This is a genomic window from Olleya sp. Ti.3.14 (assembly GCF_038154885.1).
GTDB lineage: Bacteria > Bacteroidota > Bacteroidia > Flavobacteriales > Flavobacteriaceae > Olleya.
Genome location: NZ_JBAKAO010000001.1, coordinates 467770 through 493733, shown reverse-complemented (window position 1 = coordinate 493733; position 25964 = coordinate 467770). Strand labels below are relative to the sequence as shown.

At 31.4% G+C, this 25964-nt stretch carries 30 protein-coding genes and 1 other RNA gene; 15 read left to right on the top strand and 16 right to left on the bottom strand.

What is annotated here, in order from left to right; genetic code table 11:
- Positions 1-48 precede the first annotated feature (48 nt).
- Positions 49-651: a short chain dehydrogenase gene (locus tag V6251_RS02325; protein ID WP_341586880.1), complete on the top strand. Its 603-nt coding sequence runs from the start codon at positions 49-51 to the stop codon at positions 649-651.
- Between the two features lie 29 nt (positions 652-680).
- Complete coding sequence (locus tag V6251_RS02320; protein ID WP_341586879.1) at positions 681-1370, top strand: M949_RS01915 family surface polysaccharide biosynthesis protein; 690 nt, start codon at positions 681-683, stop codon at positions 1368-1370.
- Between the two features lie 94 nt (positions 1371-1464).
- Here the strand turns inward: V6251_RS02320 and V6251_RS02315 are convergent, their stop codons facing one another.
- A complete protein-coding gene (locus V6251_RS02315; protein WP_341586878.1) occupies positions 1465-2646 on the bottom strand; it encodes a hypothetical protein in 1182 nt (393 codons plus the stop codon).
- Between the two features lie 118 nt (positions 2647-2764).
- Entirely contained in the window at positions 2765-4057 is a 1293-nt protein-coding gene (gene fahA, locus V6251_RS02310) for a fumarylacetoacetase (RefSeq protein ID WP_292944575.1), read from the bottom strand.
- Positions 4058-4201: 144 nt separating this feature from the next.
- Here fahA and glyA point away from each other — a divergent pair, with 144 nt between their 5' ends.
- The gene (glyA, locus tag V6251_RS02305; RefSeq protein ID WP_341586877.1) at positions 4202-5476 is read left to right on the top strand and encodes a serine hydroxymethyltransferase; all 1275 of its coding nucleotides are present in this window, start codon (positions 4202-4204) and stop codon (positions 5474-5476) included.
- Between the two features lie 69 nt (positions 5477-5545).
- Here glyA and V6251_RS02300 read toward each other — a convergent pair whose 3' ends face one another.
- The 6 genes from V6251_RS02300 to V6251_RS02275 form a co-directional block, all read right to left on the bottom strand.
- A complete protein-coding gene (locus tag V6251_RS02300; RefSeq protein WP_341586876.1) occupies positions 5546-6163 on the bottom strand; it encodes a hypothetical protein in 618 nt (205 codons plus the stop codon).
- Positions 6164-6258: 95 nt separating this feature from the next.
- The gene (locus V6251_RS02295; RefSeq protein ID WP_341586875.1) at positions 6259-6480 is read right to left on the bottom strand and encodes a YgaP family membrane protein; all 222 of its coding nucleotides are present in this window, start codon (positions 6478-6480) and stop codon (positions 6259-6261) included.
- Between the two features lie 76 nt (positions 6481-6556).
- The gene (locus tag V6251_RS02290; RefSeq protein WP_341586874.1) at positions 6557-8110 is read right to left on the bottom strand and encodes a hypothetical protein; all 1554 of its coding nucleotides are present in this window, start codon (positions 8108-8110) and stop codon (positions 6557-6559) included.
- A gap of 71 nt (positions 8111-8181) precedes the next feature.
- Positions 8182-8565, bottom strand: a complete 384-nt coding sequence (locus V6251_RS02285) for an acyl-CoA thioesterase (protein ID WP_341586873.1) — start codon at positions 8563-8565, stop codon at positions 8182-8184.
- 27 nt (positions 8566-8592) lie between these two features.
- Positions 8593-9345, bottom strand: coding sequence for a hypothetical protein (locus V6251_RS02280; protein ID WP_341586872.1), 753 nt, complete (start codon positions 9343-9345; stop codon positions 8593-8595).
- Between the two features lie 109 nt (positions 9346-9454).
- Positions 9455-10492: a glutaminyl-peptide cyclotransferase gene (locus V6251_RS02275; protein WP_341586871.1), complete on the bottom strand. Its 1038-nt coding sequence runs from the start codon at positions 10490-10492 to the stop codon at positions 9455-9457.
- 88 nt (positions 10493-10580) lie between these two features.
- Between V6251_RS02275 and ffs the strand changes: the two genes are divergently transcribed.
- The 4 genes from ffs (at position 10581) to fsa (ending at position 12894) form a co-directional block, all read left to right on the top strand.
- Positions 10581-10679, top strand: an RNA gene (gene ffs / locus V6251_RS02270) — signal recognition particle sRNA small type.
- Positions 10680-10819: 140 nt separating this feature from the next.
- Positions 10820-11620, top strand: coding sequence for an SDR family oxidoreductase (locus V6251_RS02265; protein ID WP_341586870.1), 801 nt, complete (start codon positions 10820-10822; stop codon positions 11618-11620).
- A gap of 2 nt (positions 11621-11622) precedes the next feature.
- Positions 11623-12054 carry a hypothetical protein gene (locus tag V6251_RS02260; protein ID WP_341586869.1) on the top strand — a complete coding sequence of 144 codons (432 nt, stop codon included), beginning with the start codon at positions 11623-11625 and terminating at the stop codon, positions 12052-12054.
- Between the two features lie 186 nt (positions 12055-12240).
- Positions 12241-12894, top strand: a complete 654-nt coding sequence (gene fsa, locus V6251_RS02255; protein ID WP_090840428.1) for a fructose-6-phosphate aldolase — start codon at positions 12241-12243, stop codon at positions 12892-12894.
- A gap of 88 nt (positions 12895-12982) precedes the next feature.
- Here fsa and V6251_RS02250 read toward each other — a convergent pair whose 3' ends face one another.
- From V6251_RS02250 to V6251_RS02215, 8 genes are all read right to left on the bottom strand, one after another.
- Positions 12983-13399, bottom strand: coding sequence for a hypothetical protein (locus V6251_RS02250; RefSeq protein ID WP_341586868.1), 417 nt, complete (start codon positions 13397-13399; stop codon positions 12983-12985).
- A complete protein-coding gene (locus V6251_RS02245; RefSeq protein WP_341586867.1) occupies positions 13392-13832 on the bottom strand; it encodes a DUF2452 domain-containing protein in 441 nt (146 codons plus the stop codon). Before V6251_RS02245 ends, V6251_RS02250 begins: the two co-directional genes overlap by 8 nt.
- A gap of 35 nt (positions 13833-13867) precedes the next feature.
- Positions 13868-14377 (bottom strand): peptide-methionine (S)-S-oxide reductase, encoded by a 510-nt coding sequence (locus V6251_RS02240; RefSeq protein WP_341586866.1) that lies wholly within the window; start codon positions 14375-14377, stop codon positions 13868-13870.
- Between the two features lie 122 nt (positions 14378-14499).
- Positions 14500-16062 (bottom strand): protein adenylyltransferase SelO, encoded by a 1563-nt coding sequence (locus tag V6251_RS02235; protein WP_341586865.1) that lies wholly within the window; start codon positions 16060-16062, stop codon positions 14500-14502.
- An 84-nt stretch (positions 16063-16146) separates the two neighbouring features.
- Positions 16147-16908: a patatin-like phospholipase family protein gene (locus V6251_RS02230; RefSeq protein WP_341586864.1), complete on the bottom strand. Its 762-nt coding sequence runs from the start codon at positions 16906-16908 to the stop codon at positions 16147-16149.
- A gap of 7 nt (positions 16909-16915) precedes the next feature.
- Complete coding sequence (locus V6251_RS02225; protein ID WP_341586863.1) at positions 16916-17758, bottom strand: universal stress protein; 843 nt, start codon at positions 17756-17758, stop codon at positions 16916-16918.
- Between the two features lie 89 nt (positions 17759-17847).
- The gene (locus V6251_RS02220) at positions 17848-18897 is read right to left on the bottom strand and encodes a response regulator (protein WP_341586862.1); all 1050 of its coding nucleotides are present in this window, start codon (positions 18895-18897) and stop codon (positions 17848-17850) included.
- Positions 18897-20033 (bottom strand): PAS domain-containing sensor histidine kinase, encoded by a 1137-nt coding sequence (locus V6251_RS02215; protein ID WP_341586861.1) that lies wholly within the window; start codon positions 20031-20033, stop codon positions 18897-18899. Before V6251_RS02215 ends, V6251_RS02220 begins: the two co-directional genes overlap by 1 nt.
- Before the next feature lie 130 nt (positions 20034-20163).
- On the opposite strand from V6251_RS02215, the gene V6251_RS02210 reads away from it, so the two are divergent.
- The 8 genes from V6251_RS02210 to V6251_RS02175 all read left to right on the top strand — a co-directional run bounded on the left by V6251_RS02210 (position 20164) and on the right by V6251_RS02175 (position 25963).
- Positions 20164-20547, top strand: a complete 384-nt coding sequence (locus V6251_RS02210; RefSeq protein WP_341586860.1) for a hypothetical protein — start codon at positions 20164-20166, stop codon at positions 20545-20547.
- Positions 20544-21623 (top strand): efflux RND transporter periplasmic adaptor subunit, encoded by a 1080-nt coding sequence (locus tag V6251_RS02205; protein WP_341586859.1) that lies wholly within the window; start codon positions 20544-20546, stop codon positions 21621-21623. Before V6251_RS02210 ends, V6251_RS02205 begins: the two co-directional genes overlap by 4 nt.
- Complete coding sequence (locus V6251_RS02200; RefSeq protein ID WP_341586858.1) at positions 21623-22885, top strand: ABC transporter permease; 1263 nt, start codon at positions 21623-21625, stop codon at positions 22883-22885. The genes V6251_RS02205 and V6251_RS02200 overlap by 1 nt, the downstream gene beginning before the upstream one ends.
- Positions 22885-23559 (top strand): ABC transporter ATP-binding protein, encoded by a 675-nt coding sequence (locus V6251_RS02195; protein WP_341586857.1) that lies wholly within the window; start codon positions 22885-22887, stop codon positions 23557-23559. The genes V6251_RS02200 and V6251_RS02195 overlap by 1 nt, the downstream gene beginning before the upstream one ends.
- Positions 23560-23641: 82 nt before the next feature.
- Positions 23642-23854: a hypothetical protein gene (locus V6251_RS02190; protein ID WP_145001923.1), complete on the top strand. Its 213-nt coding sequence runs from the start codon at positions 23642-23644 to the stop codon at positions 23852-23854.
- Positions 23855-24748, top strand: a complete 894-nt coding sequence (locus tag V6251_RS02185) for a J domain-containing protein (protein ID WP_341586856.1) — start codon at positions 23855-23857, stop codon at positions 24746-24748. It begins immediately after the preceding gene.
- Positions 24749-24750: 2 nt separating this feature from the next.
- Positions 24751-25047 (top strand): chaperone modulator CbpM, encoded by a 297-nt coding sequence (locus V6251_RS02180; RefSeq protein ID WP_341586855.1) that lies wholly within the window; start codon positions 24751-24753, stop codon positions 25045-25047.
- 7 nt (positions 25048-25054) lie between these two features.
- Positions 25055-25963 carry a mechanosensitive ion channel family protein gene (locus V6251_RS02175; RefSeq protein ID WP_341586854.1) on the top strand — a complete coding sequence of 303 codons (909 nt, stop codon included), beginning with the start codon at positions 25055-25057 and terminating at the stop codon, positions 25961-25963.
- Position 25964: the final 1 nt, after the last annotated feature.

Below are 25964 nucleotides of genomic sequence, written 5' to 3'. Positions count from 1 at the left end.
ACAAAGATAATTACAAGAAAAATCAATGTTTAACTTAAAAAACAAACTATGAAAATTTTAATAATAGGAGGAAACGGTACAATAGGAAAAACTGTTGTTGCGCATTATAAACAAAACAACCAAATAATAATCGCTGGACGAAACAATAGCGATGTAACTGTTGATATTGTAGATAGCAAGTCAATAAAAGCCATGTTTGAACAAATTGGAAAATTAGATGCCATTATTTGTATTGCAGGAGAGGCAAAATGGGACGATTTTAATAATCTTACTGAAGACGATTATTATATTGGATTAAAAAGTAAATTAATGGGACAAGTTAATCTGGTGCGTATTGGACAACAGTATTTAAACCCAAAAGGATCAATAACTTTATCCACTGGTATTTTAGCAGACGATCCTGTTGTTAAGACCACAAGTGCTGCTATGGTAAATGGTGGTATTCATAGTTTTGTACAAGCAGTGGCTCTAGAAATTGAAAATGGAATTAGAGTAAATGTGGTGTCTTCAGGAATGGTAGAAGATGCTTATATAAAATACAAAGACTATTTTCCTGGACATAATCCAATCCCTATGAATAAAGTTATAAATGGCTATGTTAGAAGTGTAAATGGAAAGGGAAATGGCGAAATAATTAGAATTTACAACTAACATAAATCAGGTTAATTCCCATTTTTTAAATGAATAAACTAATAATTATACTGTTACTTTTAATTAATAACGTCGCATTTGGACAAGATTTTAAAGTGATTAGTAAACAGTTATCAGAACAAGAAATTAATTCTTTATTTACAGTAAATATTAAAGATCAGTTACAGTTAGATTACGTGATACACACAGTTTATCAATATAAGGATAAAGCAGGTAAGCATTTTATTATATTGTCTAAAAACTTAAAGCAATGCCAAGTACAAGACACTTGTTTTGATGCTATTAAGGTTCATTGTTTTTTATACAATAACGCTGTTTTTGATTTAGAATGGAAATTAAACGATTTTATAATACCTGACTCCCAAGAATACACGATAACGCATTGGACAAAATATTTAAAAATAGAGGATTATGATAATGATGGTCTTGCCGATCCAATAATTGTATATGGTACTAAAGCTTTAAACGATTTTGATGATGGACGATTAAAAATATTGGTTTATTATAAGAATAAAAAAAGTGGAGTAAGACACCAAAACGGTATCCTTGATAATGAGAGAAACACACAGGTCGATAAACAGCTTTACAGCCTTCCTGTTACTATTAAAAACCAAGTAATAGTAATGATGAAAAACATTGTTAATAATGGTCATGGTATCTTTCCACATGGTTGGCAAGAAGCTATGAAAAATAATAAATTGAAGTTTGATGAAAACTAGATAGGTCAACTATTATTTAATTGCTTAATCAACTATTAGACATAAAAAACTCCCAAAGTTATTTGAGAGTTTTGTTTTGATATAGCACATAAATTTAACCTCTAAAACTATATCTTGTTATAATATCTTTTAATTTGTATTTTAAGTCTTCTCCAGTGTCATAAACCATTTGTTCATTACTAGGAAAGTGTACTTGTTGGTTTTTTAGTAATTGTAAATCTTCAGTGTTTAAAGCTCTGCGATTTCCTTTTACAGTTCCAAAAGTGTTTTCAAAAACAAACTCACTATCTATTAAAAAATTATCTATTATTTGATTTTGCTTTAAATCTGTATAAACAACCTTAGCAATAACTTGCGTAGATTTAAGTTGATTAACTTCAAAAAATCTAGCTTTAATATTTATAATTTTATCTTGTTTAACATCATTACCTAAACTGTCTTTTACAACATTTCCGTTACTGTCTAAAACATACTCCCAACCATCAATAATGTCTTTTTGACGTAATAATTGTCTTTCTGTAATATGCTCTGGAGAGATATTTATACGTTGTAATTGTAGCTCCATTGCATAATCGTAATCAATGGTATGATCTTGATTAGCATGATATGCTGTCCAAAACTGATTAAGGCCATAAGTATCAAAATTTAATAAATCGGCTTCCAAACGTTGTGGTAGTATCTGACGTGTCTGGTTTTGTACAGTAACTAAAACAAAATCTGTCCCATTTAAATGTGCCTCACTTAATAATTCTCTAACATTTTTGTAGTTAGGATTAATAGCTTCAATGGACTGTAACAACTCATAAGCATCACGATTGTAAAACTTATTATCTGTTGTCATTAACTGCTTAGCTTGTCCGTATTTATACTCAGATACTTTAGTTTTATAGTTAATTATTTCATCACTATAATCATTAAAACTAAGTTCTAAATTTTGTCCACTAATTTGTAAAGGTAAAACACGTTTGATTGCATTTTGACGACTATCTAAGTCTAAATAGGTGTTATATATCGTTTCATACAACTCTGGATTTCCATCTTTAGTTAAATGGTTTAAATTAGTATGATCTTCGTCAACCACTTTGTAATAGGCATCTTGAAGCATCATTACGTAGCTTTGCTTACGCTTTTTGTCTTTGTTATTTTCTAACTTTTTTAAAGCATTACTAATGGCTAAATCGTAATCACCAGAATGTAATTGTTTCTCGATTTGTTTTCTTCCAACACAAGATGTAAGCACTAGAAGAACTACTGAAATAAGTGTAAATTTTCTCATCTTTTTTGGATTTAATTGGTTTCTATATATATAGAAATTCAATTTACGTGCCAAACCCAAAAAAGAAACCCTTAAATTTTTAAATTTAAGGGTTAACTATTTGATATTTAATAAGTTGTTATTTTGCCTTTTTAGGCTCAAACACTGGTAATAATTTTGTTTTAACTTCTCCAAATCCAATTCTAGTACCATCTTTTTCGCAGTAACCTCTCATAATAACGGTATCATTATCATTAATAAATTTACGCTCTGTACCATCATTAAGTTTAACAGGTTTTTCACCTCTCCATGATAATTCTAACATCGATCCATAAGTATCTGGTGTTGGTCCTGATATAGTACCACTTCCCATCATATCTCCAGAGTTAACAGGACATCCATTTACAGTATGATGCGCCAATTGTTGCGACATACTCCAATACATATGCTTAAAGTTAGATTTACTAACCACAGTTTCTTTAGCTTTTTCTGGTTGTATAGCAACTTCTAAATTAATATCGTAACTCTTTTTACCGTTTTGTTGTAAGTAAGGTAAAAGCTTTTTAAGTGGTTTTGGGCTGTCAGCTTTAAATGGCTGTAATGCGTCTAAAGTAACAATCCAAGGAGATATTGATGACGCAAAGTTTTTAGCTAAAAATGGTCCTAATGGCACATATTCCCATTTTTGGATGTCACGTGCAGACCAATCATTAAATAATACTAAACCAAAAATATATTCTTCAGCTTCATTAACCGGAATTGGTTCTCCTAAATCATTCGCATCAGTAGTAATAAAAGCCATTTCTAACTCAAAATCCACTAATTTACTTGGTCCAAATACAGGCTCAGTTGCTCCAGCAGGTAAGGTTTGACCTTGTGGTCTATGCACTGGTATTCCAGATGGGATGATGGAGCTGCTTCTACCATGGTAACCAACAGGTATGTGTAACCAGTTTGGTAATAAGGCATTGTCAGGATCTCTAAACATAGTCCCAACATTAGTAGCATGTTCTATACTAGAATAAAAATCTGTGTAATCACCAATTTGTACTGGTAACTGCATTTCAATTTCGTCTAATCTAAATAAAACAACTTCTTTATGTTTTACATTATTTTTAAGCGAATCATTGTCAGCATCAAATATTTCAGCAATTCTATTTCTAACCAAACGCCACGTTTTGCGTCCATCAGCAATAAAATCGTTTAAGGTGTCTTGAAGAAAAATATCATCTGTTAATGGGATGCCTTCAAAATAACCTAATTGGTGTAAAGCGCCTAAATCAATTGCTGTGTCTCCAATTCGTGTTCCAATGGTAATAATGTCGTCTCTAGTTAAGAAAACACCAAAAGGAATATTTTGAATAGGAAAGTCAGAGTTTTTATCGACGTGTAACCATGATTTTCTGTCTGGATTATTTGCGGATAATGGCATATATATAATTGTTGATTTGTTGTTTATAAATTCTAAGTAAATATATGTTTTTTCAATTATTTACAAGCAGTATTTCTTATTTTTGATAAATATTTAACGATAAAACTATTTTCGCTTAAAGCGGAAATTTAAAAACATACAATTATGCAACGCGACGAACAAATTTTTGAACTAATTCAAGCAGAAAAAGAACGCCAACTAGATGGTATAGAATTGATTGCATCCGAAAACTTTGTCAGTGACCAAGTTATGGAAGCAGCTGGATCTGTGCTAACTAACAAATATGCCGAAGGGTATCCTGGAAAGCGCTATTATGGTGGTTGTGAAGTGGTTGACGAGGTAGAACAAATCGCAATTGACAGAGCAAAAACATTGTTTGGTGCTGCATATGCAAATGTGCAACCACACTCTGGAAGCCAGGCAAATACAGCAGTTTATCATGCAGTATTAAAACCAGGAGATAAAATCTTAGGTTTTGACTTATCTCATGGTGGACATTTAACACATGGCTCTCCAGTTAACTTTTCGGGTAAACTATACAACCCAGTTTTTTATGGAGTAGAAGAGTCTACAGGTGTTTTAAACTATGACACGATTCAAGAGATAGCAACGCGTGAAAAGCCACAATTAATTATCGCAGGAGCATCTGCATATTCTAGAGATATAGATTTTAAACGTTTTAGAGCAATAGCTGATAGCGTTGGTGCTTTGTTATTAGCAGATATATCACATCCAGCAGGATTAATTGCAAAAGGTATTTTAAACGACCCATTACCACATTGTCATATTGTAACAACTACAACACATAAAACGTTACGTGGACCAAGAGGAGGTATGATATTAATGGGTAAAGATTTTGAAAACCCATTTGGATTAAAACTTAAAAACGGAAATTTAAAAATGATGTCATCACTTTTAGATTCTGGTGTATTTCCTGGTAATCAAGGTGGTCCATTGGAGCATATAATTGCTGCAAAAGCAATTGCTTTTGGAGAAGCATTAACAGAACCGTTTATGCATTATATGCTACAGGTTAAAAAAAATGCATCAGCAATGGCAGACGCTTTTGTTAAGCGTGACTACAAAATTATATCTGGTGGTACAGATAACCACATGATGTTAATTGACCTACGTAACAAAAATATTACAGGTAAAGATGCTGAAAAAGCTTTAGTAAAAGCAGACATTACAGTTAATAAAAACATGGTGCCTTTTGATGATAAATCACCATTTGTAACTTCTGGAATTAGAATTGGTACTGCTGCAATTACAACAAGAGGTTTAAAAGAAAACGAAATGGAAGCTATTGTAGACCTTATTGATCAAGTAATCATGAATCATGAAAACGAAGATTTATTAGACGAAATAGCAATTAAAGTTAATGCAATGATGAGCGAGTTACCATTGTTTGTGGCTTAGTCTATTATAAAATGATTTTTCGCTTTCGCGGAAAAAAAAGCCTGCTATATTTTAGCAGGCTTTTTTGTTTTATAATTTTTCAAATATATCGTCTAACGACTTAAATTGGCTGCGCTTATATCTAATATTATCTCTATCTCTTAGATATTTTATCAAATCATGTTTTGGTCCAGAAGTCCAAAAATTCCATGTTTCAATTAATTGATTATCTACATCAATAATAACTTGGTCAACTAAGCTATTGTCAAAAGGATAATTAGCAGTGTCATAAACTATAACATCCTTATTATTATCATATACTTTTCGGTATAATTTACCATCGTCTTTTATAAATTCAAATATTGTATTACTGTCAGAATTTGGATTGTATAACATAACATCATTAATTTCATCCTTACAATAATAATGGTAAGTTTCTCCATCGTCATGCAACACAACATAATTATCAGTACTTGAATTGTTTAAACTAAAATATCCAATAAGAATTGATCCATCAGTCAAAGTCATTTCACCTTTATAAAAGTCATTTGGATGTGCGTTTAATGTATTAAAAAAAGTAATTAAATTTAAGGTTTCCAAAGCTAATAAGCTAGAGTTGCTTTTATGCTTTGTTTGTCCATTTGCAGTAATCATAAATAATAATAAAACTAAAGCTGCAATACGTTGAGTAATTTTACTTGATTTCATAAGATTATATTTAAGAGATTAAACTTTTTGTTTATTCTCAATAATCAGACCATTTTTATATAATGTAACTATAAAATCAAATGTTAATGAGGACGTTATAGATAGTCGTCAGAATCATAAGTAGAAATGTTAGTCGATTTGTAAAATGGGCAAAAAGCTGTAACACTAGCAAATAAAAACATAGCGGAAACGATTATAATTATATAAGCTATCAGACCATTAAATTCTCCAACATATAATATAGAGATAAGCAATATAATCACTATAAAACGGACTAATCTATCAAAATTGCTCATATTTCTTTTTAACTTTATCATGACTAAATAATTGAGGGTTGTTATTTAGTTCAAAACTAATTGAAAAAGCTAGCACTATTTTTTTCTTTCGTTCAATCTAAAAGATGATATGTTGAAATGCACCTAAGTCCGGACTAGTGGTTCTGTTAACGCCTAAAATATCGTTTGGGACTTGTGCAGCAAATGCTGTGTTACCTTGACCATTAGCAGCTGAGTTCTCACCAATAATCATATCGTTTTCAAAAACATCTCTAAAATCAGGATCTTGGTTAAAAATCATGTTTTCATAATGTGTGGCATCATCAAAATCATAATTAGGACTAGAAAAGAAATTACTAGAATCTTGAAAACGTAATAAACAATTAGTAAACTTAAAGTTAAAAACTACAGATGCGTCTTCAATTTGATCAATTAATAACTCAGGGTTATCATTTCCGTAAATAATACAATTACTAAAATTAGCTTCGATTAAATCCGAAATAAACGCAGTGTTTTCTTCATCGATAACAAAATTATTAATTAATAAAGCTGGAAATTGTCTAAAACTACTGTTCCAATAATTAGCAATAGTGGAGTGGGTGACATTGTATTTTCCACCTAAAGTGGCACCAAAACTAGCTTGTCCAGCATTATTTAAAACAATATTATCTGCTTTAATCGACGTGTTTCTACCTAAAATACCAAACGTACTTATATTATAGATTTGAGAGTTTGTAATGGTTAATTTATCGGTTACAGCATCTGCATTACCATCGGATAACACACCTACGGTTGCATTTTTAATTGTAGCATAATTAATAGTATTATTTTGACTGCCTTCAAATAACCAAATAGTTCCCCATTGTCCAGGTACATCACTGTATATTGGCTCTAAACGGTCACCTTCAAAAATGACTTCATTTTCTAATACTTCTGGGTCACTACTTAAAGTACCATTGACATTTAAAGTAGCACCTTCGGAGACTAATAAACCTGAGTTTGCATGAAAATGAACGCGTGCACCAGCATCTATGGTTAGTGTTTCTCCATTTGGTACAGCTGCATAGCCATAAATAACGTATGGTTTTTGATTAGTAAAAGTTAATTCTTCAGGCAATAACTCGCGACCTTGTATATCTGTTGCAACAGATTCTCCATCAATAGTTAAAGTCAAGGTTTCAATTATGCCAGTTGTATTATCCTTGTCAGGATAGATAAAAATAGCGTCTTTAACTAAAGTTACTAAATCTACATCTTGAAGATTATCTCCAGAATCAAACAATATTTTATCTGTATATACAAACTGATTATCAATAATAGGTGAGTTGTTTGTATTAAAAGTCGTTTCGATAAATATAAAAAGACTGTCTTTTGCTAGGATTTGCACGTCTTGAAAACTTTTTCCAGCTTGACCGTCTACATTTAAACGATATCCAGAGTTTTCTCCGTTTTGTAAAGATACATTAGGTATAGATATATCGTCATTGCTAGTGTTGTATACCTTTAAGTTGTACGTACTTGAACCAATATTTGCAAAAATAGTGTCTAAATAAACGGTGTCTTTGGAAAAACCTAAATTTCCAGTACTAGCCTGAAATTCAAAATCCTTACGACAAGAACTGCAAAATAATATAAATCCAAGACAGCAAATAAAATATAGCGTACGCTTCATAAAATGTAATTGTAACTTTGGTTGACTAAAATATAACTTTTTTGAGGGGTAAATAGTATATGACTTTAAAATTATTGAAAAATAGAAACAATGTCATTTGTGATTCTTGCAGGTTTATTAGTCTCCGCATGTATTAAACACCATTTGGTTTCGGAATACGCACAAATTTTATCATCAACCAAAATCTCCACAACACGAACAGATTTAACACCTTGGCAAGATTTAATGTAGGTTTTAAGTGTTACTGTATCACCCAAAACAATTTGATGTTTATAGTCAATATGGTGCGACAGTAATACCCAATAAAAATCATTTTGCATTTTAGTTGGTGCTTCTGTTTGCCAATGTGTTTTTGCAATGTGATTTACCCATTCAATATAGCGCACATTATTAACGTGATTTAGCGCATCTAAATCATCAAGAGTAACTATTAAATTTTTATTGTAGGTTTTCATATTTTTAATAAAGTACTAAAATACCACTTATTGTTGGTTTTTAAAGTCAGCAATAATTTTATTAAAAGTCTTTCCTTTTTGCACAAAAAGCTCTATTAAATCTACTTCTTTATCTTTTTTTAAAAGCTCGCTATCAAGTCTGTTTTTAATAACAAATTCAAAAAACATAGGAATGTATTCCTCTTCAATTGCTAAATCTTGAATTAAAAAGCGTCTGTTAAATACACTAGAATTTTCAAAAACTGTTTCTAAATCTTCGTAAGTCATTTCAATAAAAGGTGGCTCAACATATTTGTCCTTATTTTCAAACAACTTAGCAATCAGTCCAATAACTTGTATAATATCAATTCCACCAGTTGTAGGTTGTTTAGAGTACAAATGAGGATTATTTTTTATGTCTGCCAAAATCTGGTTTTTAAGCTCAGTTTCTACAACATTAATATTTGCTAAAGTTTCCTTGTATGGCTCAATAAGTTGTACTTCGTCTAAAGTATTAAGTACTTGTTTAAGCTCAATAACTACACTTTCATGGAAATGATAATCTTTTAAGACTAACTTTTGCTCGTTATAAAATACCGAACTAACATGAAGCGTATCTCCAATTTTTGCTGCTATTGAAAACGTTCCGTTAGTATCGGAAGCTGTCATTTTTTTGGAAGACAGGTTGGTTATTTTAATATTTTCTATGGTAGAAATGGAGTCGTAAACAATACCATTTACCGTTTGTGCGGATGCAAAATAGCTTGTCAAAAAGACTAATAAAAGCGTAAAATTTTTCAATAGTTGGTTGGTTGATTAGTCTCAAATTTAGATTTATCAATGACATGAAAAATTTAATTAAGAGACTTTAACACCTAATTTATAATCTTTTAACTTTTATAAGATGACGTTAATTGTCCAAGATTTTAACTTCAAATAATTTGTCCCAACGTTTTCCGGTTAAGAAAAACGTTTGTGTTTCTGGATTGTAAGCAATACCATTTAAACAGTTTTCGTTAATCGAAAAATTAGGAATTTGTTTGGTTAAAATAGTACAGTCAATTACAGCCTCTACAGCACCATTTTTAGGATTGATAATTGCAATTCCGTTTTTCTCCCAAATGTTAGCGTATAACTTGTTGTTAGCAAATTCTATTTCGTTTAATCTTCCAATTTTTCCTTTTGTAGTGCAAACTTGTATGTGATCTTCTTCAATTAGCGTATCTGGATTTAGGCTCCAAATTAAACTAGTACCATCACTTTTATATAATTTAGTTCCGTCGTTTGCAAATCCCCAACCTTCTTTACTTTGACCATAGTTAAAGCTGCTTTTCTTTTCAAGGGTAGTGGCATCATAAGTAAACCCTTTTTGACCTTGCCAAGTTAAATGGTAAACGGTATTATTAAGTACAGTAATACCTTCTCCAAAAAAGGCATCAGGAATAGCTGTTTCAGTAATAACGTCACCGGTTTTATAATCTATTTTTCTAATTTTAGATTCGCCACGTTGTCCAGTACTTTCAAATAGCACTCCATTGTTAAATTCTAAACCTTGTGTAAAAGAAGTGTTGTCATGCGGAAACGTATTAATTACTTCTATAGATAAAAACTTTGGTGCTACTGCACTTAATAACGCAATGGTTTTTTTGATTTCTGTAGTTTCGCCATCAAAATTAATAGTTGCTTTTAAGGTATGTTCTCCTAATTTAAAATCGGAAAGTGTTTGTTTAGCCTCAATATTTTTTCCGTCTAACTGATAACTTACAGAAGAAATCTGGATGTTTTTAGGGTTTTTTAATGCTACTTCTAGCGTTTTATCAATACTAATTGTACCGTTTTGGGCATTGGTAGTCATAGAAAAACTCTTTTTTTGCGCTTCGACGTTGTCTCCACACGAAAAAAGTGTTGTTGCTAAAAATATGATTGTAAGGTATTTAAATGCTTTCATTTTGTAAACTTATTTGAGAGCAAGTTATTTATTAAAATTCATTATAAAAAATGATTGCGAGAAAATAAAATGTGTGTATCTTTGCACCTGGCAAGTCCTACACAACCAGCTCCTGTTGAATCCTCCAGGTCGGGAACGAAGCAAAGGTAAATGGTCGTAGCGGTGTGATGTAGGTAGCTTGCCTTTTTTTGATTATTCTAAATCCTTTTATAAAAAGAGATTTAAAAACATAAAATAAAGATTTGTTAGTTAATTCTAGCAAATCTTTTTTGGTTACAGTCGTTTTGTAATTCAACTTTTTTACTTTTAACTTTTAAAATTATTTACATGTCTAAAGTCGTATTAATTACAGGAGGTTCTTCTGGAATAGGAAAATCTATAGGTGAGTTTTTAACCGAAAAAGGGTGTATTGTCTATGGTACCAGTCGTAATCCGTCTAATTATACCAACAGTAAATTTAAGTTGGTCGCTTTAGATGTTAATGATACGGTGACTATTGCAGCAGCTGTAAAAGCAGTGATTGCAGCAGAAGGGAAGTTGGATGTGTTGGTTAACAATGCAGGTGTTGGTATTAATGGTGCTATTGAAGAAATTCCGCAAGATCAAATCCAACATAATTTTAATACTAACTTTTTTGGACCTATAAATGTTATCAAGGCAGTGTTGCCTCAAATGAGAACACAACAGTCGGGTTTGGTTATAAACATTACATCCATTGCTGGATATATGGGATTGCCTTATCGTGGTATTTATAGTGCTAGTAAAGGTGCTTTAGAGCTTGTTACGGAAGCGTTACGTATGGAAACCAAGGATTTTGGTGTAAAGTTTACCAATATTGCTCCAGGTGATTTTGCAACTAATATTGCTGCAGGACGTTATCATGCACCTGTTTTAAAGGACTCGCCATACACTAAGTACCCAAACGTACTTAAAGATATTGATGATCACGTTGACAATAGTAGTTCTCCAATTGCTGTGGCTAAAAAAGTGCATCAAGTAATTAATACCAAAAATCCTAAAATACATTATAAGGTTGGTGCGCCGATGCAAAAGTTTTCTATTATTTTAAAGTTTTTGTTACCTGATACGATGTATGAGAAGTTGCTTTTAAATCATTATAAACTTTAATAATGAAAAAAATCCTAGCGTCTTTGTGTATAGCAGTAGGATTTACATTGACTAATTGTGTTAGTTATAAATATGTTTGTAAAACTGATGAGCGTTGGCCTGATTTTTTAGGGTTCCCGTTTGTACAAAGTACCGACCGTTCTTGGATTTTTTCTATGTCTGGTGATTTATTTATAAAAGGTTTTATAGGTAACATACTGTTTTGGGGTCTTTTTTTTTATGGAGTGATTTACTTGTTAGGTATTGCTAAACATAAGGTTTGTAAGATTATTTCTAAAAGTGTTATTACAATTTTTTGTATTTTTTCTTTAGTATTTATCTATTTTGAGATTACCGTTTTTGATTGGCGATTAGAATGGGATCATGATAATTTTAAAATGAATTATTACATACAAGACTTAGATTGCGAGAAAACCTTTAAGTTTTTTGAATAAAATGTTAATATCATTTGATATCATTATTTTACTTGCAAAAGTTAAATTGTAACTTTGCATTGCGTTAAGGATGGAAGTGGCATCCTTTTTTTGCTGCCACAAATGGCAAAAAAAGATATAACGGACAGCCTGACCCTTGTGGTAACGCCCAAAATAATTATATACACAACTTAAATATATTTTAGAATGAAATTTTTTATTGATACTGCCAATTTAGACCAAATTAGAGACGCTCAGGATATGGGTATTTTAGATGGTGTTACTACTAACCCGTCTTTAATGGCTAAAGAAGGGATTACTGGTCATGATAATATCATGAAGCATTATGTTGACATTTGCAACATTGTGGATGGTGATGTTAGTGCGGAAGTAATTGCTACTGACTTTGAAGGTATGGTTAAAGAAGGTGAGGCGCTTGCTGAATTACATGATCAAATCGTGGTTAAATTACCAATGATTAAAGATGGTATTAAGGCTTGTAAATACTTTAGCGATAAAGGCATTAAAACTAATGTAACGTTAGTGTTTTCTCCTGGTCAGGCATTATTAGCTGCTAAGGCTGGTGCAACTTATGTATCTCCTTTTATTGGACGTTTGGATGATATCTCTACGGATGGATTAAACCTGATTGCAGAGATTAGACATATCTATGATAACTACGCTTTTGAAACTGAAATTTTAGCTGCGTCTGTACGTCATACAATGCACGTAATTGACTGTGCTAAATTAGGTGCTGATGTTATGACTGGTCCTTTAAGCTCTATTGAAGGGTTATTAAGACATCCTTTAACAGATAGCGGTTTAGCTAAGTTTTTAGAAGATTACAAAAAAGGAAACTAATTTTGTGCTGATTAAATAGTTAGCAATTTGCGGACTATATAATATCATAAAAAATCCCAAGTGTTACACTTGGGATTTTTTTATGCTTTTATTTTACTACAGTTATTAGATTAATAATAAAAAGTAATGTCCAAATTGCTGTTCTAATCCAGTTTTTGGATACTAATTGACTGAGTGTTTTTTCTGTACTTTTTCCGTTGTTAATTGTGTTGTGTAACGGAACAAATATTGCAAATGTCGCTATCCACGCACTGATAGTTAAAACGGTTCTAATATAAATAGACGCATCTGCTTGCGTAAATACTAGATATAAATAGAGTATAAGCTGTCCAAACATTAACGGAATAACAATACCAGCTATTCTTACCGTGTATTTAGCGTGCCATTTTATTAATGACTCTTGATTGTGATATTTAAAACTTGGATAAACAATAAGCTGAACCATCCAAATTAATACCACTAATCCAAAATCGAAGAGTAGACTTATAATACTAAGATTACTCATTAGTAATTAGATCTTGGCCAATAATTTCTTGGTCTATTCTTTTCCAGATATGCTCAGAATTTAAGTAAAAACTACCTATAAAGTCAAAATTGCATTGTTCTGGAGCAATAATGGACAAAAAGGGTTGTCCTTTTTTATCTCTGTATAAATGATAGGTGTCGCCAATTATAGGCTGAAAACTAAATTTAGCATTATAGACTAGATTGTTATATTCTAGTTCTGCCATCATTTTCTCGTATTCGGCTTTTAGCTCTAAATACTTGGCTTTAATTTGCTGATTGGCTTTGTGTACGTTTTTGTTTTTCCAAGTAACGTTTTCCGTTACTTTTATGGCTGGCGCACCAACATTTGTTGCATACGGTTTTAATGATGCATCGTATTTTTGTGTCTCTTGGTTAAAGACAATATTATCAGGTTTTTTAGTGTCTGACATCCTTTTTCTTTTTTAACAAAGATACTAAATAGCTACTAGCTAATAGATTTACGCTGTAGGTTATCCGTTAAATGTTTGCTAAACTTTGCTTGTAATAACTTAAGTTTTGGGTTAATGTAAGTTTGACAAAAGGGTTTGTTTGGATTGTTTTTGTAGTAGTTTTTAAATTGTGCTTCTGACGGTTTAAAGTCCTTAAAAGGAAGTGTTTTTGTAATAATAGGTGCTTCAAATTCTGATTGTAAATTAGCTAGGAGTAAAGCAGTATCTTCTTTTTGTGCTTCGGAAAAATAATAGATTGCCGATCTGTATTTTGTACGCATGGAATGATTAGAAGTGCTTTTGTGCGTATATAAATGAATTTGAATTAAGATATCAATCGTAATTATTTCTGGATTGTAATGAACGATTACTGCTTCCGAGAAAGTTGTGTGGTCTTTAGTAGAAGCTATAAAGCCTTGTTCTACTTTTTGAACACCTTTTAAGGCTTGGAATACCGCTTCTGTGCACCAATGACACCCACCTCCAAATGCTATTTTATTGTTCATTGTTTTAAATAGGGTTTTAAAACTGCTTCGCGTTTTAGGTCAAACTCTCCGATTTAAGCTAAAGCTGAAATTCATCGCTCTTTAGTTAACGAGAGGAGTTAAAAATTATATATTTATAAAAACTAAGAGCTACATGACAACATAGAACAACCTACTTTATGTCTTGCCCATTCTGGTCGTTTTGCAAACCATTTTTCGTGTTTTGGTTGCTCTGCATAAGGTTGTTTTAATAAATTGAATAAGTCATCAATAAGTTTGTAGTCGCCTTTGTTAGCATCATCTATAGCTAATTGCGCCATGTAATTACGTAACACGTATTTTGGGTTTACGCTGTTCATGTTTTCTTTTTTCACTTTCGCTGAAATTGGGTCGCGTTCCAAACGGTCTGCATAACTCTCAAACCATAAGTTCCATCTGTCTTTTATAGCTTCGGTTACTGATTTTATGTCGTAAAACGACTCACGACTAATTTGTAACCCGTTAGTCGGATTTACACCATCAAAATCTGATAGATTACGGAAAAAGATAGTCATATCTGTTTCTGTTAACTGCAAACAGTCTTCTAGTTCTTGAATAAGATTGGCATCTAGTTGTTCTTCGGATGACAATCCAATTTTACTACGCATCATTTGTAGGTATTGGATGTCTTTCTGTTCCGCATAATTTGCTAACACCGCTTCTAAACCTTCTGCTTCTTCAATTAATGGATATAAGGCATTTGCTAATTGGTATAAATTCCAAAGGACAATATCTGGTTGCGCGCCATATTGGTAGCGTTTGTTCTGATTATCTGTAGTATTTGGCGTCCATCCAGGCTCAAAACCTTCTAACCATCCGTAAGGGCCATAATCGATAGTTAATCCTAGGATTGATAAGTTATCGGTATTCATAACACCATGCACAAAACCAACACGTTGCCAATGGATAACCATGTCTAAACTTCGCATAGCTACCGCGTTAAAAAACTGAACGTAAGCGTGTTTGTTTGGTGTACCTAAATGCGTAAAATGGGTGTTTATAGTATAGTCTACAAGTGTTTTTAAGGTTTCTGTATCTTGTCTTGAAGCTAAAATCTCGAAACTTCCAAAACGTAAAAAGCTTGGAGAAATTCTTGATACAATTGCACCTTTTTCGTAATCAGGATTACCGTTATACATGACGTCACGTAAAACTTGGTCTCCAGATAACGCTAAGCTTAAAGCGCGTGTGGTTGGTACACCTAAATGATACATAGCTTCGCTACATAAATACTCTCTAACAGAGCTTCGTAAAACTGCTAAACCATCTGCTGTTCTAGAATATGGTGTTTCTCCAGCACCTTTTAATTGTAGTTTCCAGTTTTTGTTATTGTGTTCGACTTCAAATAAATTAATAGCACGACCATCACCTAATTGCCCAGCCCAATGTCCAAATTGGTGTCCACCATAACACATAGCGTATGGCGTGGTGCCTTCCAACACAGTATTACCCGTAAACACGTTTAAAAACTGTTTTGTTTTAGCATCGTTTTCTGACATACCTAAGGTGTCCAACATCTCTGGAGAGACATGAACTAATTCTGGTTTTGCAGTCTGTTTTGGTGTTACAAAACTATAACATGCTTTAGTGACTTGACGTCTACTATTGTCTGTTATTGGATCTGCGGGAAGTTGTGAGGTAAATGTGTTTTTTATGTTCAGTTTCATGTAAAGCCTTTATATAACAAAGATACGGAATTGCTTGTCATAATAAGAGTCGTACATTTTAGGGAATGTTTACTAATTACATAATTAAGTATTAGTCTGCATATCTTTTAGTGCGGCTTTCATGCTGTCGTAACCAATTTTATAAATAGCATCGATATTTCTTTTATCAAAAAGCGCAAACTGACTTAAGGCATGAGGTGCCACTAAAATATCACAATCGGAAAACTTTTGTATATCAGCTTGTACTGCACCTATAGTAATGGAGCGCTCAATAATATTATGAAAATGTTTTAATTGCGCTTGTGTTTTGGTTTTGTATAAGTTTAAATAAACACCAATGACTTGATCGCAGTCTTTTTGTAATAACTCTACAGGAAAGTTATTTAACACACCACCATCTACATATAATCCTTGTTTCATTTTTATTGGCGAAAACAATCCAGGAAATGAAGCAGATGCCAAGACTGGTTTGATTAACTCACCATCCGTAAACACCTCTGAATCGCCACTTAAAATATTAGTAGCAGTTATAAAAAGTTTTTTGTTTAATGCGCTAAAATTATCTTCAGGAAACTGTTTTTTAAAGTAGTTGTAATATTTTTCGGCATCAATAAATCCAGGTTTACTAACTGCAAATTTTTTGTAATTAAAAAGCTGAATTGTTTTTAAAAAGTCCAACATTTTTTCGCAAGAAAAGCCATAAGCATATAATGCGCCAATAATAGCACCAGCACTTGCGCCTGCTATGTGTGTTGGGAAAATACCGTGTTCTTCCAATGCTTTTATAGCGCCAATATGTGCGGCACCTCGCATACCACCACCAGAAAGGACTAAGCCTGTTTTCATGTTTTAATTATTCGTGAAGCACTAAAAAGGGTACATCTGTTTGATAGCTAATGTCTTCAACTTTACTATGGAAAAGTATTTGTTGAAAATAGTTTAGATTTTTAGCTACCATAGCAATCATATCAATGGAATTTTCTTGTACAAAGGATTGTATTGCAGCTTCAATTTTTGTGTTAGTAAGGTAATGAAAACTATGCTTGTTAGCACTAAAGTAATCTGAAACAAACTCTTTATTCTTTTTTTGATCATTATTTAATACAGAGTTTTTCTTTGTAATATGAAGTACTCTTAATGCTGCATTAAATTTTTCTAAAATATCTACAACAGGTTGTAATGTTGTTATACCGTAAAATTGTAGAAAATCTGTAGGAAATGCAATTTGACTAAGGGTTTTAAAGGTTGCGTTTTCAGGTACCACTAAAGTATTGCATTTTACTTTGGTAATAATATCTGCGGTGTTGCTGCCTAGGATTAGCTTTTCTAATCCGGAAGCTCCTTTTGTACCCATAACTATAAGGTCTATCTTTTTTTCTAAAACTTGTTTTCTAACAGCGTCTATAAAAAAATCGACTTCGTTTATAGTATAAAAAGCATGATTTGAGTTATTTGGATATTGACTAGCTATTTTTTTTAAAAATGCGGTTAATTGTTTTTTAGCAGTAGCAGTATACGTCTCTTCAATAACAGCAGTATTAATGTTGTAATCCATTGTGTCCACAGAAACTTCTGCTAATCTATTGACATGCATTAAATAGAATGTACATGGTGTGTTTGCACAAAACTTAATTGCATATTCAATAGCGTTCCAGGAGTTTTTTGAAAAATCTGTAGGTAATAATATAGATTTCATTTAATTTTTATCTTATTAAAAACAAATCTATGCGTAACACTTGTTTTAAAAAATGATAAAAATCATATACACTTTATTTAATAAGGCTATTAGTTAACTTCTTTAAGTTTTTCGATATCAATAATTTTAATGTTTCGACCTTCAATTTCTATTAATCCTTGTTTTTTAAAGGATGAAATAGTCCTAATTAAGGTCTCTGTTGCTATTCCAGCTACACTTGCTAAATCGTTTCTAGAAATTTTAATAGGCTCTTTAGGTTTGCAATTTAATTTGTCCGCAAATTTTAAAATTGTAGTTGCTGTTTTTTTGTAAACAGAACTGTAAGCCATTTCTAATAATTGATTTTTTACACCAGAAATATCATCTGTAAGTAATTGTATTAACTCTAAAGTTAATTTGTGATTGGTGTTTAAAATATTGGTTAATTCGTTTTTAGATAGCCCAACTAATGATGTTTCGCTTATAGTCGTAGCAGTTTCTTGATATGGTATGTTTTGTGTAAAAGAGGTATAGCCAAACAAGTCATCTACTTTATGTAAAGCAGTGGTTAGCTCTTTGCCTTTTTCGTCTAATTTATGGCATTTTACTATACCTTTAAGTATTAAATAAACGTAGTTAGAGTTTTGACCTTCTTTGTAAATCTGCTCATCTTTACCATAATCAAACAGGTCTCCATTATCATCAAAAAAGTTTTTTAAGTCATTTAAATTTCTAAGCGTATCTGTTTTATCTGAGTCAGGGTTTTGGGCTTCACGACGATCTTTTAAAATAGCAGCTTTAGCTAATCTACTTTCTATTGCGCTTATTATTTCATCCTCTTCAAAGGGTTTTGTAATATAATCATCTGCACCTAAATCCATACCTTTTCTTACATCTTGTCTTTCGGTTTTTGCACTTAAAAAAATAAAAGGAATGTGCATAGTTTTTTCTTGCTTAGACAAGCCATCTAATACACTATATCCATCTAGTTCTGGCATCATTATATCGCAGATAATAATGTCTGGTGTGTTTGTTATTGCAGCTTCTAATCCTAATCTTCCGTTTGATGCAGTAGTCACGTGGTAGTCAGAAAGCTCTAAAAGTTCTTTAGTGTTTTCTCTTAAAACAGCGTCATCTTCAATTAAAAGTATGGTTTTCATTAGTTTGGTTGGTTTGGTATGGTAATGGTAAATGTGGAACCTTTATTTTCTTCACTTTTAAAACCTATGGTTCCTCCTAAGTTTTCTAAATGTGTTTTGACAATATTTAATCCTATTCCTGTGCCTTGATTTAACAGCGCATTTTCAGCCCTAAAATAACGATTAAATATGTTTTTTTGATCGTTTTCTGGAATTCCAATTCCGTTATCAATAATTATAAAAGTTGTATTGATTGCATCTTGTTTTACTTTTAACTGAATGGTAGTATTTTCTGGCGAATATTTAATGGCATTATGCACTAGATTAGACAATGCTAATTCCAAAGTTTTCTCATCTTGAATTAGTGACATATCATCAATATCTTCTGGATAATTTATTTTTTGACCTTCTTTTAAAAGCATATTTGCATTATAAATAACTTCATTTATAACCTTACTTAATCTAAACTCTGTAAACCTATAATTTACTTTTCCAGATTCAAGTTTTTCTACAGATAAAAAGTCATTTAAAATATTATTAAGGTAGTGTACTTTACTATTAATGGTGTTAATATGCTTGTCTCGTTTATCTTGTTGTTCTGCTAATTTGTATTTACTTAGTAGCATGGACGAGGTTAAAATTCCGGTTAAAGGTGTTTTAAATTCGTGCGAGACTAAAGATAAAAACTTTGTTTTTAAATCGTTTAGTTCTTTTTCGGTTGCTAATGCTTCGGTTAGCTGTTTAGTACGTTCAATAACTGTTTTTTCAAGTTTGTCTGTATAATTTTTTCGTTCTGTAATATCTATAGCCAAAGCCATTACATACTTTTTTTCAGAGACATTAAATGGGTTTAAACCAACCTCTACAGGAAACGTACTTCCGTCTTTTCTGGCAGCAAAAAGTGCACGTCCTTTACCCATAGTACGTTTTTCGCTGTTTTTGTAATAAGTATCAAAATGGTGACCATGACCTTTATGGTAGGTTTTAGGGATTAAAGTCTCCAAAGGTTTATTGTTTAACTCGTCTTTATCATAACCAAACATCTCTTCTGTAGAAGAGTTTACGGCTATAATTGTTTGGTTTTCGTCAACTATCAAAATACCTTCAGATATAGCTTCGGATAGTATTTCAAAAACGTCTTGATTAGTTTTTAGCATATAGTGTTTAAACGATATTATATTATGAATAAAATTACAAAAAAAAGCGAGAGCACTCTGCCTTTTGCTGATTTATATCATGAAATAAGTTAAACATTTGGCTTAATTTTCCGGTATTATATTTTTTGATATGAAAAAGGAAGACAATGCAAATACAATGTTTTACCAAAATCTAGGTAAGTTATTTTATGCAATAGCCTGTGTAGATGGTATTATTGAAGTTGATGAAATAAACACCTTAAAAACAATGGTGGAAGAGGAGTGGAGTATTAATGAAGCTGCTTTTACCATTTTGGACAGCTTTAATTGGTTGCATATGGATCAAGACTATGATTCTAACACGTGTTTTAATAGTTTTTTGAATTTTTTGAATATGAATAAATCAATATTTACTGAAAACAGAAAATCACTAATATTAAAAACAGCAAATGCAATTGCTAGTAGTTTTTCTAATCGTAATAAATCTGAACTAATAGTATTAGCGAAACTTGATATTGAATTAAAAAAAATATGAAAAAATATATTTTAATTATAGCTGTTTTATCACTATGGTCTTGTCAAACTAAAACAGATAAAATCCAACCAACAGAGCAAAATTTAACCCAATCTGTATACACGTCTGTTACCATCCAACCAGATAGCCTATACCAAGCATATGCTATTGTAGCTGGTATTTTAGATAAAAATTTTGTAGAAGAAGGTGATGTCATTAAAAAAAATCAAGCCATCTCGCAAATAATAAATAACACACCAGTTTTAAATACTCAAAATGCAAAACTGTCTTTAGATTTAGCTAATGAGAACTACAATGGAAGTGCTGCTATTTTATTTGGAATTAAAGACGAAATTGAAGCTGCTAATTTGAAGTGTAAAAACGATTCGATTAACTTTTTTAGACAACAAAACCTCTGGAAACAAAGTATTGGGTCTAAAGCAGAATTTGATGCAAAACAACTAAGCTACCAACTGTCTAAAAATAACTTAACATTACTTAAAAACAAATATAACCAAACAAAAAACCAATTAAATACTAGTGTAAAACAAGCACAAAATAATTACCAAACCTCATTAATTAGTACTAAAGATTTTACTGTAAAAAGTGCTATAAATGGTAAAGTGTATGCGCTTTATAAAGAATCTGGAGAGTTGGTTAACACCATGGAACCTATTGCATCTATTGGTAGTGCAACAACTTTTATTATTGAAATGTTGGTGGATGAAGTGGATATTGTAAAAATTGTAAAAAATCAAGATGTATTAATTACTCTAGATGCTTACGCAGGAAAAGTATTGGAAGGTAAGGTGTTTAAAATATATCCTAAAAAGGACGAGCGTAACCAAACCTTTAAAGTTGAAGCGGTTTTTGTAAATCCTCCAGAGGTTTTATATCCAGGACTTTCTGGCGAAGCTAATATTGTTATTTCAAAAAAAGATAATGTTTTAACCATTCCTAAAAATTACCTAATAAATAATAATCAAGTAAAAACGGAAGGCGGATTGGTAACTATTGCAACTGGTTTAGAAAATATGGAATTTATAGAAGTTACTAGCGGAATCACAAAAGACACATACATTTATAAACCCGAATAATGGTAAACTGGCCAATAATATTAGACATTGCAAAAAAGCAATTGTTAACAAAATTTAAGTCTACTGCTATTGCTGCATTAGGTGTTACTTTTGGTATAGGAGCCTATATTACTTTGGTTAGTTTTATGACTGGTTTAAACAACATGTTAGACGATTTAATTTTAAACCAAACACCACATATTCATGTTTATAACGAGATTGAACCTTCAAAAAAACAACCTGTAGATATTTACGAAGCGTTTAAAAACAGCTTCAATGTTGTGCATTCTATTAAACCTAAATTAAGTCAGAAAAAAATACATAATGCATCACCAATTATTCACTATTTAAATGAAAATAAAGATGTAAAAGGCGCTATTCCGCAAATAAAAACACAAATATTTTATATAGCAGGATCTATTGAAATTGCTGGTAATTTAACAGGAATACAACCTATTGATGAAGCTAGATTATTCAACTTTAGAGATTATATTATTTCGGGTTCTCCAGAAAAACTTAAAAATACAGAAAACGGTATTTTATTAGGTGCAGGAATTGCAAAAAAAATGGCATTATCTATTGGAGATCGTGTGCAAATAAGTACTATAAAAGGCGATATTTTCCCATTAAAAATTGTTGGTATTTATCAAAGTGGAATTGCAGATGTTGATGCCATTCAAAGTTTCGTGAATTTAAAAACAGTGCAACGTATTTTAGGTGAAGCACAAAATTATATCACAGATATTAATGTGAAACTTTACGACATTGAAAAATCACTACCATTATCTAAAAAAATAGAGCAACAATTTAATATAACAGCAATAGACATTAAAACTGCAAACGCGCAATTTGAAACAGGTACAGATGTTAGAAACCTAATTACTTATGCAGTATCAATAGCTTTATTAATTGTTGCTGGTTTTGGTGTTTACAACATTTTAAGCATGCTTATTTACGAAAAAATGAATGACATCGCCATTTTAAAGGCAGTCGGTTTTTCTGGTAACGATGTGCAGTATATTTTTATGAGTCAAGCCTTAATAATTGGAATAGCTGGAGGACTTTTAGGGCTATTAATTGGTTTAATTTTTACTAATATTATTAGCACTATTCCGTTTAAACAAGATGCATTAGCACAAGTAGATACGTATCCTATAAATTTTAGTATTTGGTATTATGTAATAGGATTTAGTTTTGCGATTATATCAACTTTTTTTGCTGGCTATTTGCCATCTCTTAAAGCTAAAAAAATAGATCCAGTTAGAATAATAAGAGGACAATAATGGAAACAGTTTTAGAAGCCAAAAACATAAATAAATACTTTAAAAAGCCTGTACTTTTTCATGTGCTTAAGGATATTAATTTTAAAATTAATAAAGGTGAATTTGTATCCATTATGGGAAAATCTGGTTGTGGAAAATCTACCTTATTGTACATTTTATCTACAATGGATACAGAATACGAAGGTGAGCTGTATTTAAATAACGATTTAATAACAGGAGATAGCAGACAGGAATTAACCGTTATTAGAAACAAGCATATTGGCTTTGTGTTTCAGTTTCATTATTTGCTTTCAGAATTTTCAGTTTTAGAAAATGTAATGCTTCCTGCCAAAAAATTAGGCGAAAAAAGTTTAAAAGAGATTGAAAAAGATGCATTAGAAAAACTAAGAATTTTAAACATAGAGCATTTAGCATATAAACGTGCTTCTCAAGTCTCTGGTGGCGAAAAACAACGTGTTGCTATTGCTAGAGCATTAATAAATAATCCATCTATAATTATGGGAGACGAACCTACTGGAAATCTAGACAGCCATAATGCAGATAATGTATTTAACATTTTTAAAAAGTTAAGTATAGAACAAAACCTATCCTTACTAATAGTAACGCACGACCAGGATTTTGCAAAACGTACAGACAGGATTATCACCATGGAGGATGGTAGGATAATTAGCTAATTATTAATATCTTAAAACTGATTTTAATCATATTATTCTTGTAACTTTAAAAGTAAATTTATTGTCATTAAATAAGTTAGGTATGAAAACAAAGCAAGAGCTATTAACGCAAATCACACAATTAACATCTAATATAGAAACCAATTATCCAGAATTGTACACCTTTTTGTTGGAGGAACCAATTACGATTCCTACTGAAAAACATCCACATATTGATATTCCAGAATTACAGGACTATTTAAACACCTTAAAACAGGAGCTTAAACACCACATAGAAAATCATAAAACAAAATAAATGGCAGTTATAGATTATTATAAATCCTTGGGTATTTCCAAAACTGCGTCAGATAAGGACATAAAGAAAGCCTACAGAAAATTAGCGCGAAAATATCATCCAGATTTAAACCCAAACGATAAGGAGGCTGAAAAAAAGTTTAAAGAGATAAATGAAGCTAATGAGGTGTTGAGCAATCCAGAAAATCGTAAAAAATACGACCAATATGGAGAGCATTGGAAAAACTCTGAAGCCTACGAACAAGCAAAACAACAGCAACAACAGCAACAACGTGCATATCAAGGTCAGGCAGGAAATTCTGGAGGTTACAGCGAACAGGATTTTGAGGATATTTTTGGAAATATGTTTGGTGGTCAAGCATCTGGAAGACAAAGAAGCACAAAATTTAGAGGTCAAGATTTTAACGCTGAGCTTCAGTTAGACCTTAAAGATGTTTATACAGAGCACAAACGTACACTTACTGTTAACAATAAAAACATTAGAATTACCATTCCTGCAGGAGTAGAAAATGGACAAACCATTAAAATTAAAGGTCATGGAGGTAAAGGTGTAAATGGAGGACCAAATGGCGATTTGTATATTCAGTTTTCTATTCAAAATCATTCCAAATTCAAAAGAGATAAAGACAACTTGTACACTACTGTAGATTTAGATTTATACACTGCACTATTGGGAGGCGATTTAATGGTAGATACTTTTAATGGTAAAGTTAAATTGACAGTTAAACCAGAAACCCAAAACGGAACAAAAGTGAAGTTAAAAGGGAAAGGATTTCCTAAGTATAAAAAAACAGATCAGTTTGGAGATTTATACATAACCTACCAAATAAAAACGCCAACAAAGCTTACAGATAAAGAGAAAGAATTATTTACAGAACTTCAAAAACTTAGATAATTATGGAAGTAACAGATTTAATTTCTATAACAACTTTTTGCACGCATTACAACGTGCCTAAAACGTTTATAAATGATTTAAAAGATTATGAACTGATTGAAATTGTGGTTTCGGACAACGATAATTATATTAAAACAACACAAATTAACGAGGTTGAAAAGCTCATGCGTTTGCACTTTGATTTAAATATAAATTTAGAGGGTTTGGATGCAGTTTATAATTTATTACAACGTGTAGAGGACATGCAAAATCAAATAACATCGCTTAATAATAAACTAAGATTATACGAAGATTTATAGTTAAATAATGGATAAAATAAATCAATGGTTTTTAGAGTATCCACTATTGCAAAGTATAATTAAATATATTGTAATAGTTGTTTTTGTATTGCTTTGTGTGCAATTTATTAGACGCTTTTTAAAAAAGAATATTGCTAATACATCAGTTAGATATAAGTCACAAAAAGGCATCGAGTTATTGGGTTATTTTCTGTTAGCTTTTGTTACTGTTTTGTATTTTACAGGAAGCATTAAAGACTTTACGGTAACGCTTGGTTTGTTGTCTGCAGGATTAGCGTTTACACTACAAGAGTTAATTTTAAGCATTGCAGGATCAGTGTACATTTTTGTTGTAAAAGTTTATGAACCAGGAGACAGAATAGAAATTAACGGAATTAAAGGAGACGTAATTGATGTAGATAGTATTTACACTACAATGATGGAAATTGGGCAATGGGTAGAAAGCGATAATTATACAGGCCGAATTGTAAAATTAAGTAATGCATTTGTCTTTAAAGGACCTGTTTATAACTACTCCAAAGATTTTCCATTTATTTGGGACGAGTTTAATTTGCCAATACGTTATGGTTCTGATATCGATTTAGCAAAATCCATAATTATAAAAGCAGCAACAACAACGTTAGCAGAATATACAAAAGCATCTAAAGATCAATGGAAAGAAGTCGTTAATAAATATTATATAGAAGATGCAATGGTAGAGCCTACTTTAGCAACCACACTAACAGATAATTGGATTAAATTTAATTTAAGGTATATCGTAGATTATAAAAAACGAAGAATAACAAAACACATATTAAATGATTTAATTAGGGCAGAAATTGAAGCAACCAATGGTAAAGTTGTTTTAGCTTCTCAAACTATTGAGTTAATTAAAATACCTGATTTAAAAGTAGAAACAAACACTAAAAAACACTAAG

Bases quoted from the DNA above. Each gene is read 5' to 3' on its own strand.
- V6251_RS02325 (WP_341586880.1), top strand. From the start codon at position 49: ATGAAAATTTTAATAATAGGAGGAAACGGTACAATAGGAAAAACTGTT.
- V6251_RS02320 (WP_341586879.1), top strand. From the start codon at position 681: ATGAATAAACTAATAATTATACTGTTACTTTTAATTAATAACGTCGCA.
- V6251_RS02315 (WP_341586878.1), bottom strand. From the start codon at position 2,646: ATGAGAAAATTTACACTTATTTCAGTAGTTCTTCTAGTGCTTACATCT.
- fahA (WP_292944575.1), bottom strand. From the start codon at position 4,057: ATGCCATTATCCGCAAATAATCCAGACAGAAAATCATGGTTACACGTC.
- glyA (WP_341586877.1), top strand. From the start codon at position 4,202: ATGCAACGCGACGAACAAATTTTTGAACTAATTCAAGCAGAAAAAGAA.
- V6251_RS02300 (WP_341586876.1), bottom strand. From the start codon at position 6,163: ATGAAATCAAGTAAAATTACTCAACGTATTGCAGCTTTAGTTTTATTA.
- V6251_RS02295 (WP_341586875.1), bottom strand. From the start codon at position 6,480: ATGATAAAGTTAAAAAGAAATATGAGCAATTTTGATAGATTAGTCCGT.
- V6251_RS02290 (WP_341586874.1), bottom strand. From the start codon at position 8,110: ATGAAGCGTACGCTATATTTTATTTGCTGTCTTGGATTTATATTATTT.
- V6251_RS02285 (WP_341586873.1), bottom strand. From the start codon at position 8,565: ATGAAAACCTACAATAAAAATTTAATAGTTACTCTTGATGATTTAGAT.
- V6251_RS02275 (WP_341586871.1), bottom strand. From the start codon at position 10,492: ATGAAAGCATTTAAATACCTTACAATCATATTTTTAGCAACAACACTT.
- V6251_RS02265 (WP_341586870.1), top strand. From the start codon at position 10,820: ATGTCTAAAGTCGTATTAATTACAGGAGGTTCTTCTGGAATAGGAAAA.
- V6251_RS02260 (WP_341586869.1), top strand. From the start codon at position 11,623: ATGAAAAAAATCCTAGCGTCTTTGTGTATAGCAGTAGGATTTACATTG.
- fsa (WP_090840428.1), top strand. From the start codon at position 12,241: ATGAAATTTTTTATTGATACTGCCAATTTAGACCAAATTAGAGACGCT.
- V6251_RS02250 (WP_341586868.1), bottom strand. From the start codon at position 13,399: ATGAGTAATCTTAGTATTATAAGTCTACTCTTCGATTTTGGATTAGTG.
- V6251_RS02245 (WP_341586867.1), bottom strand. From the start codon at position 13,832: ATGTCAGACACTAAAAAACCTGATAATATTGTCTTTAACCAAGAGACA.
- V6251_RS02240 (WP_341586866.1), bottom strand. From the start codon at position 14,377: ATGAACAATAAAATAGCATTTGGAGGTGGGTGTCATTGGTGCACAGAA.
- V6251_RS02235 (WP_341586865.1), bottom strand. From the start codon at position 16,062: ATGAAACTGAACATAAAAAACACATTTACCTCACAACTTCCCGCAGAT.
- V6251_RS02230 (WP_341586864.1), bottom strand. From the start codon at position 16,908: ATGAAAACAGGCTTAGTCCTTTCTGGTGGTGGTATGCGAGGTGCCGCA.
- V6251_RS02225 (WP_341586863.1), bottom strand. From the start codon at position 17,758: ATGAAATCTATATTATTACCTACAGATTTTTCAAAAAACTCCTGGAAC.
- V6251_RS02220 (WP_341586862.1), bottom strand. From the start codon at position 18,897: ATGAAAACCATACTTTTAATTGAAGATGACGCTGTTTTAAGAGAAAAC.
- V6251_RS02215 (WP_341586861.1), bottom strand. From the start codon at position 20,033: ATGCTAAAAACTAATCAAGACGTTTTTGAAATACTATCCGAAGCTATA.
- V6251_RS02210 (WP_341586860.1), top strand. From the start codon at position 20,164: ATGAAAAAGGAAGACAATGCAAATACAATGTTTTACCAAAATCTAGGT.
- V6251_RS02205 (WP_341586859.1), top strand. From the start codon at position 20,544: ATGAAAAAATATATTTTAATTATAGCTGTTTTATCACTATGGTCTTGT.
- V6251_RS02200 (WP_341586858.1), top strand. From the start codon at position 21,623: ATGGTAAACTGGCCAATAATATTAGACATTGCAAAAAAGCAATTGTTA.
- V6251_RS02195 (WP_341586857.1), top strand. From the start codon at position 22,885: ATGGAAACAGTTTTAGAAGCCAAAAACATAAATAAATACTTTAAAAAG.
- V6251_RS02190 (WP_145001923.1), top strand. From the start codon at position 23,642: ATGAAAACAAAGCAAGAGCTATTAACGCAAATCACACAATTAACATCT.
- V6251_RS02185 (WP_341586856.1), top strand. From the start codon at position 23,855: ATGGCAGTTATAGATTATTATAAATCCTTGGGTATTTCCAAAACTGCG.
- V6251_RS02180 (WP_341586855.1), top strand. From the start codon at position 24,751: ATGGAAGTAACAGATTTAATTTCTATAACAACTTTTTGCACGCATTAC.
- V6251_RS02175 (WP_341586854.1), top strand. From the start codon at position 25,055: ATGGATAAAATAAATCAATGGTTTTTAGAGTATCCACTATTGCAAAGT.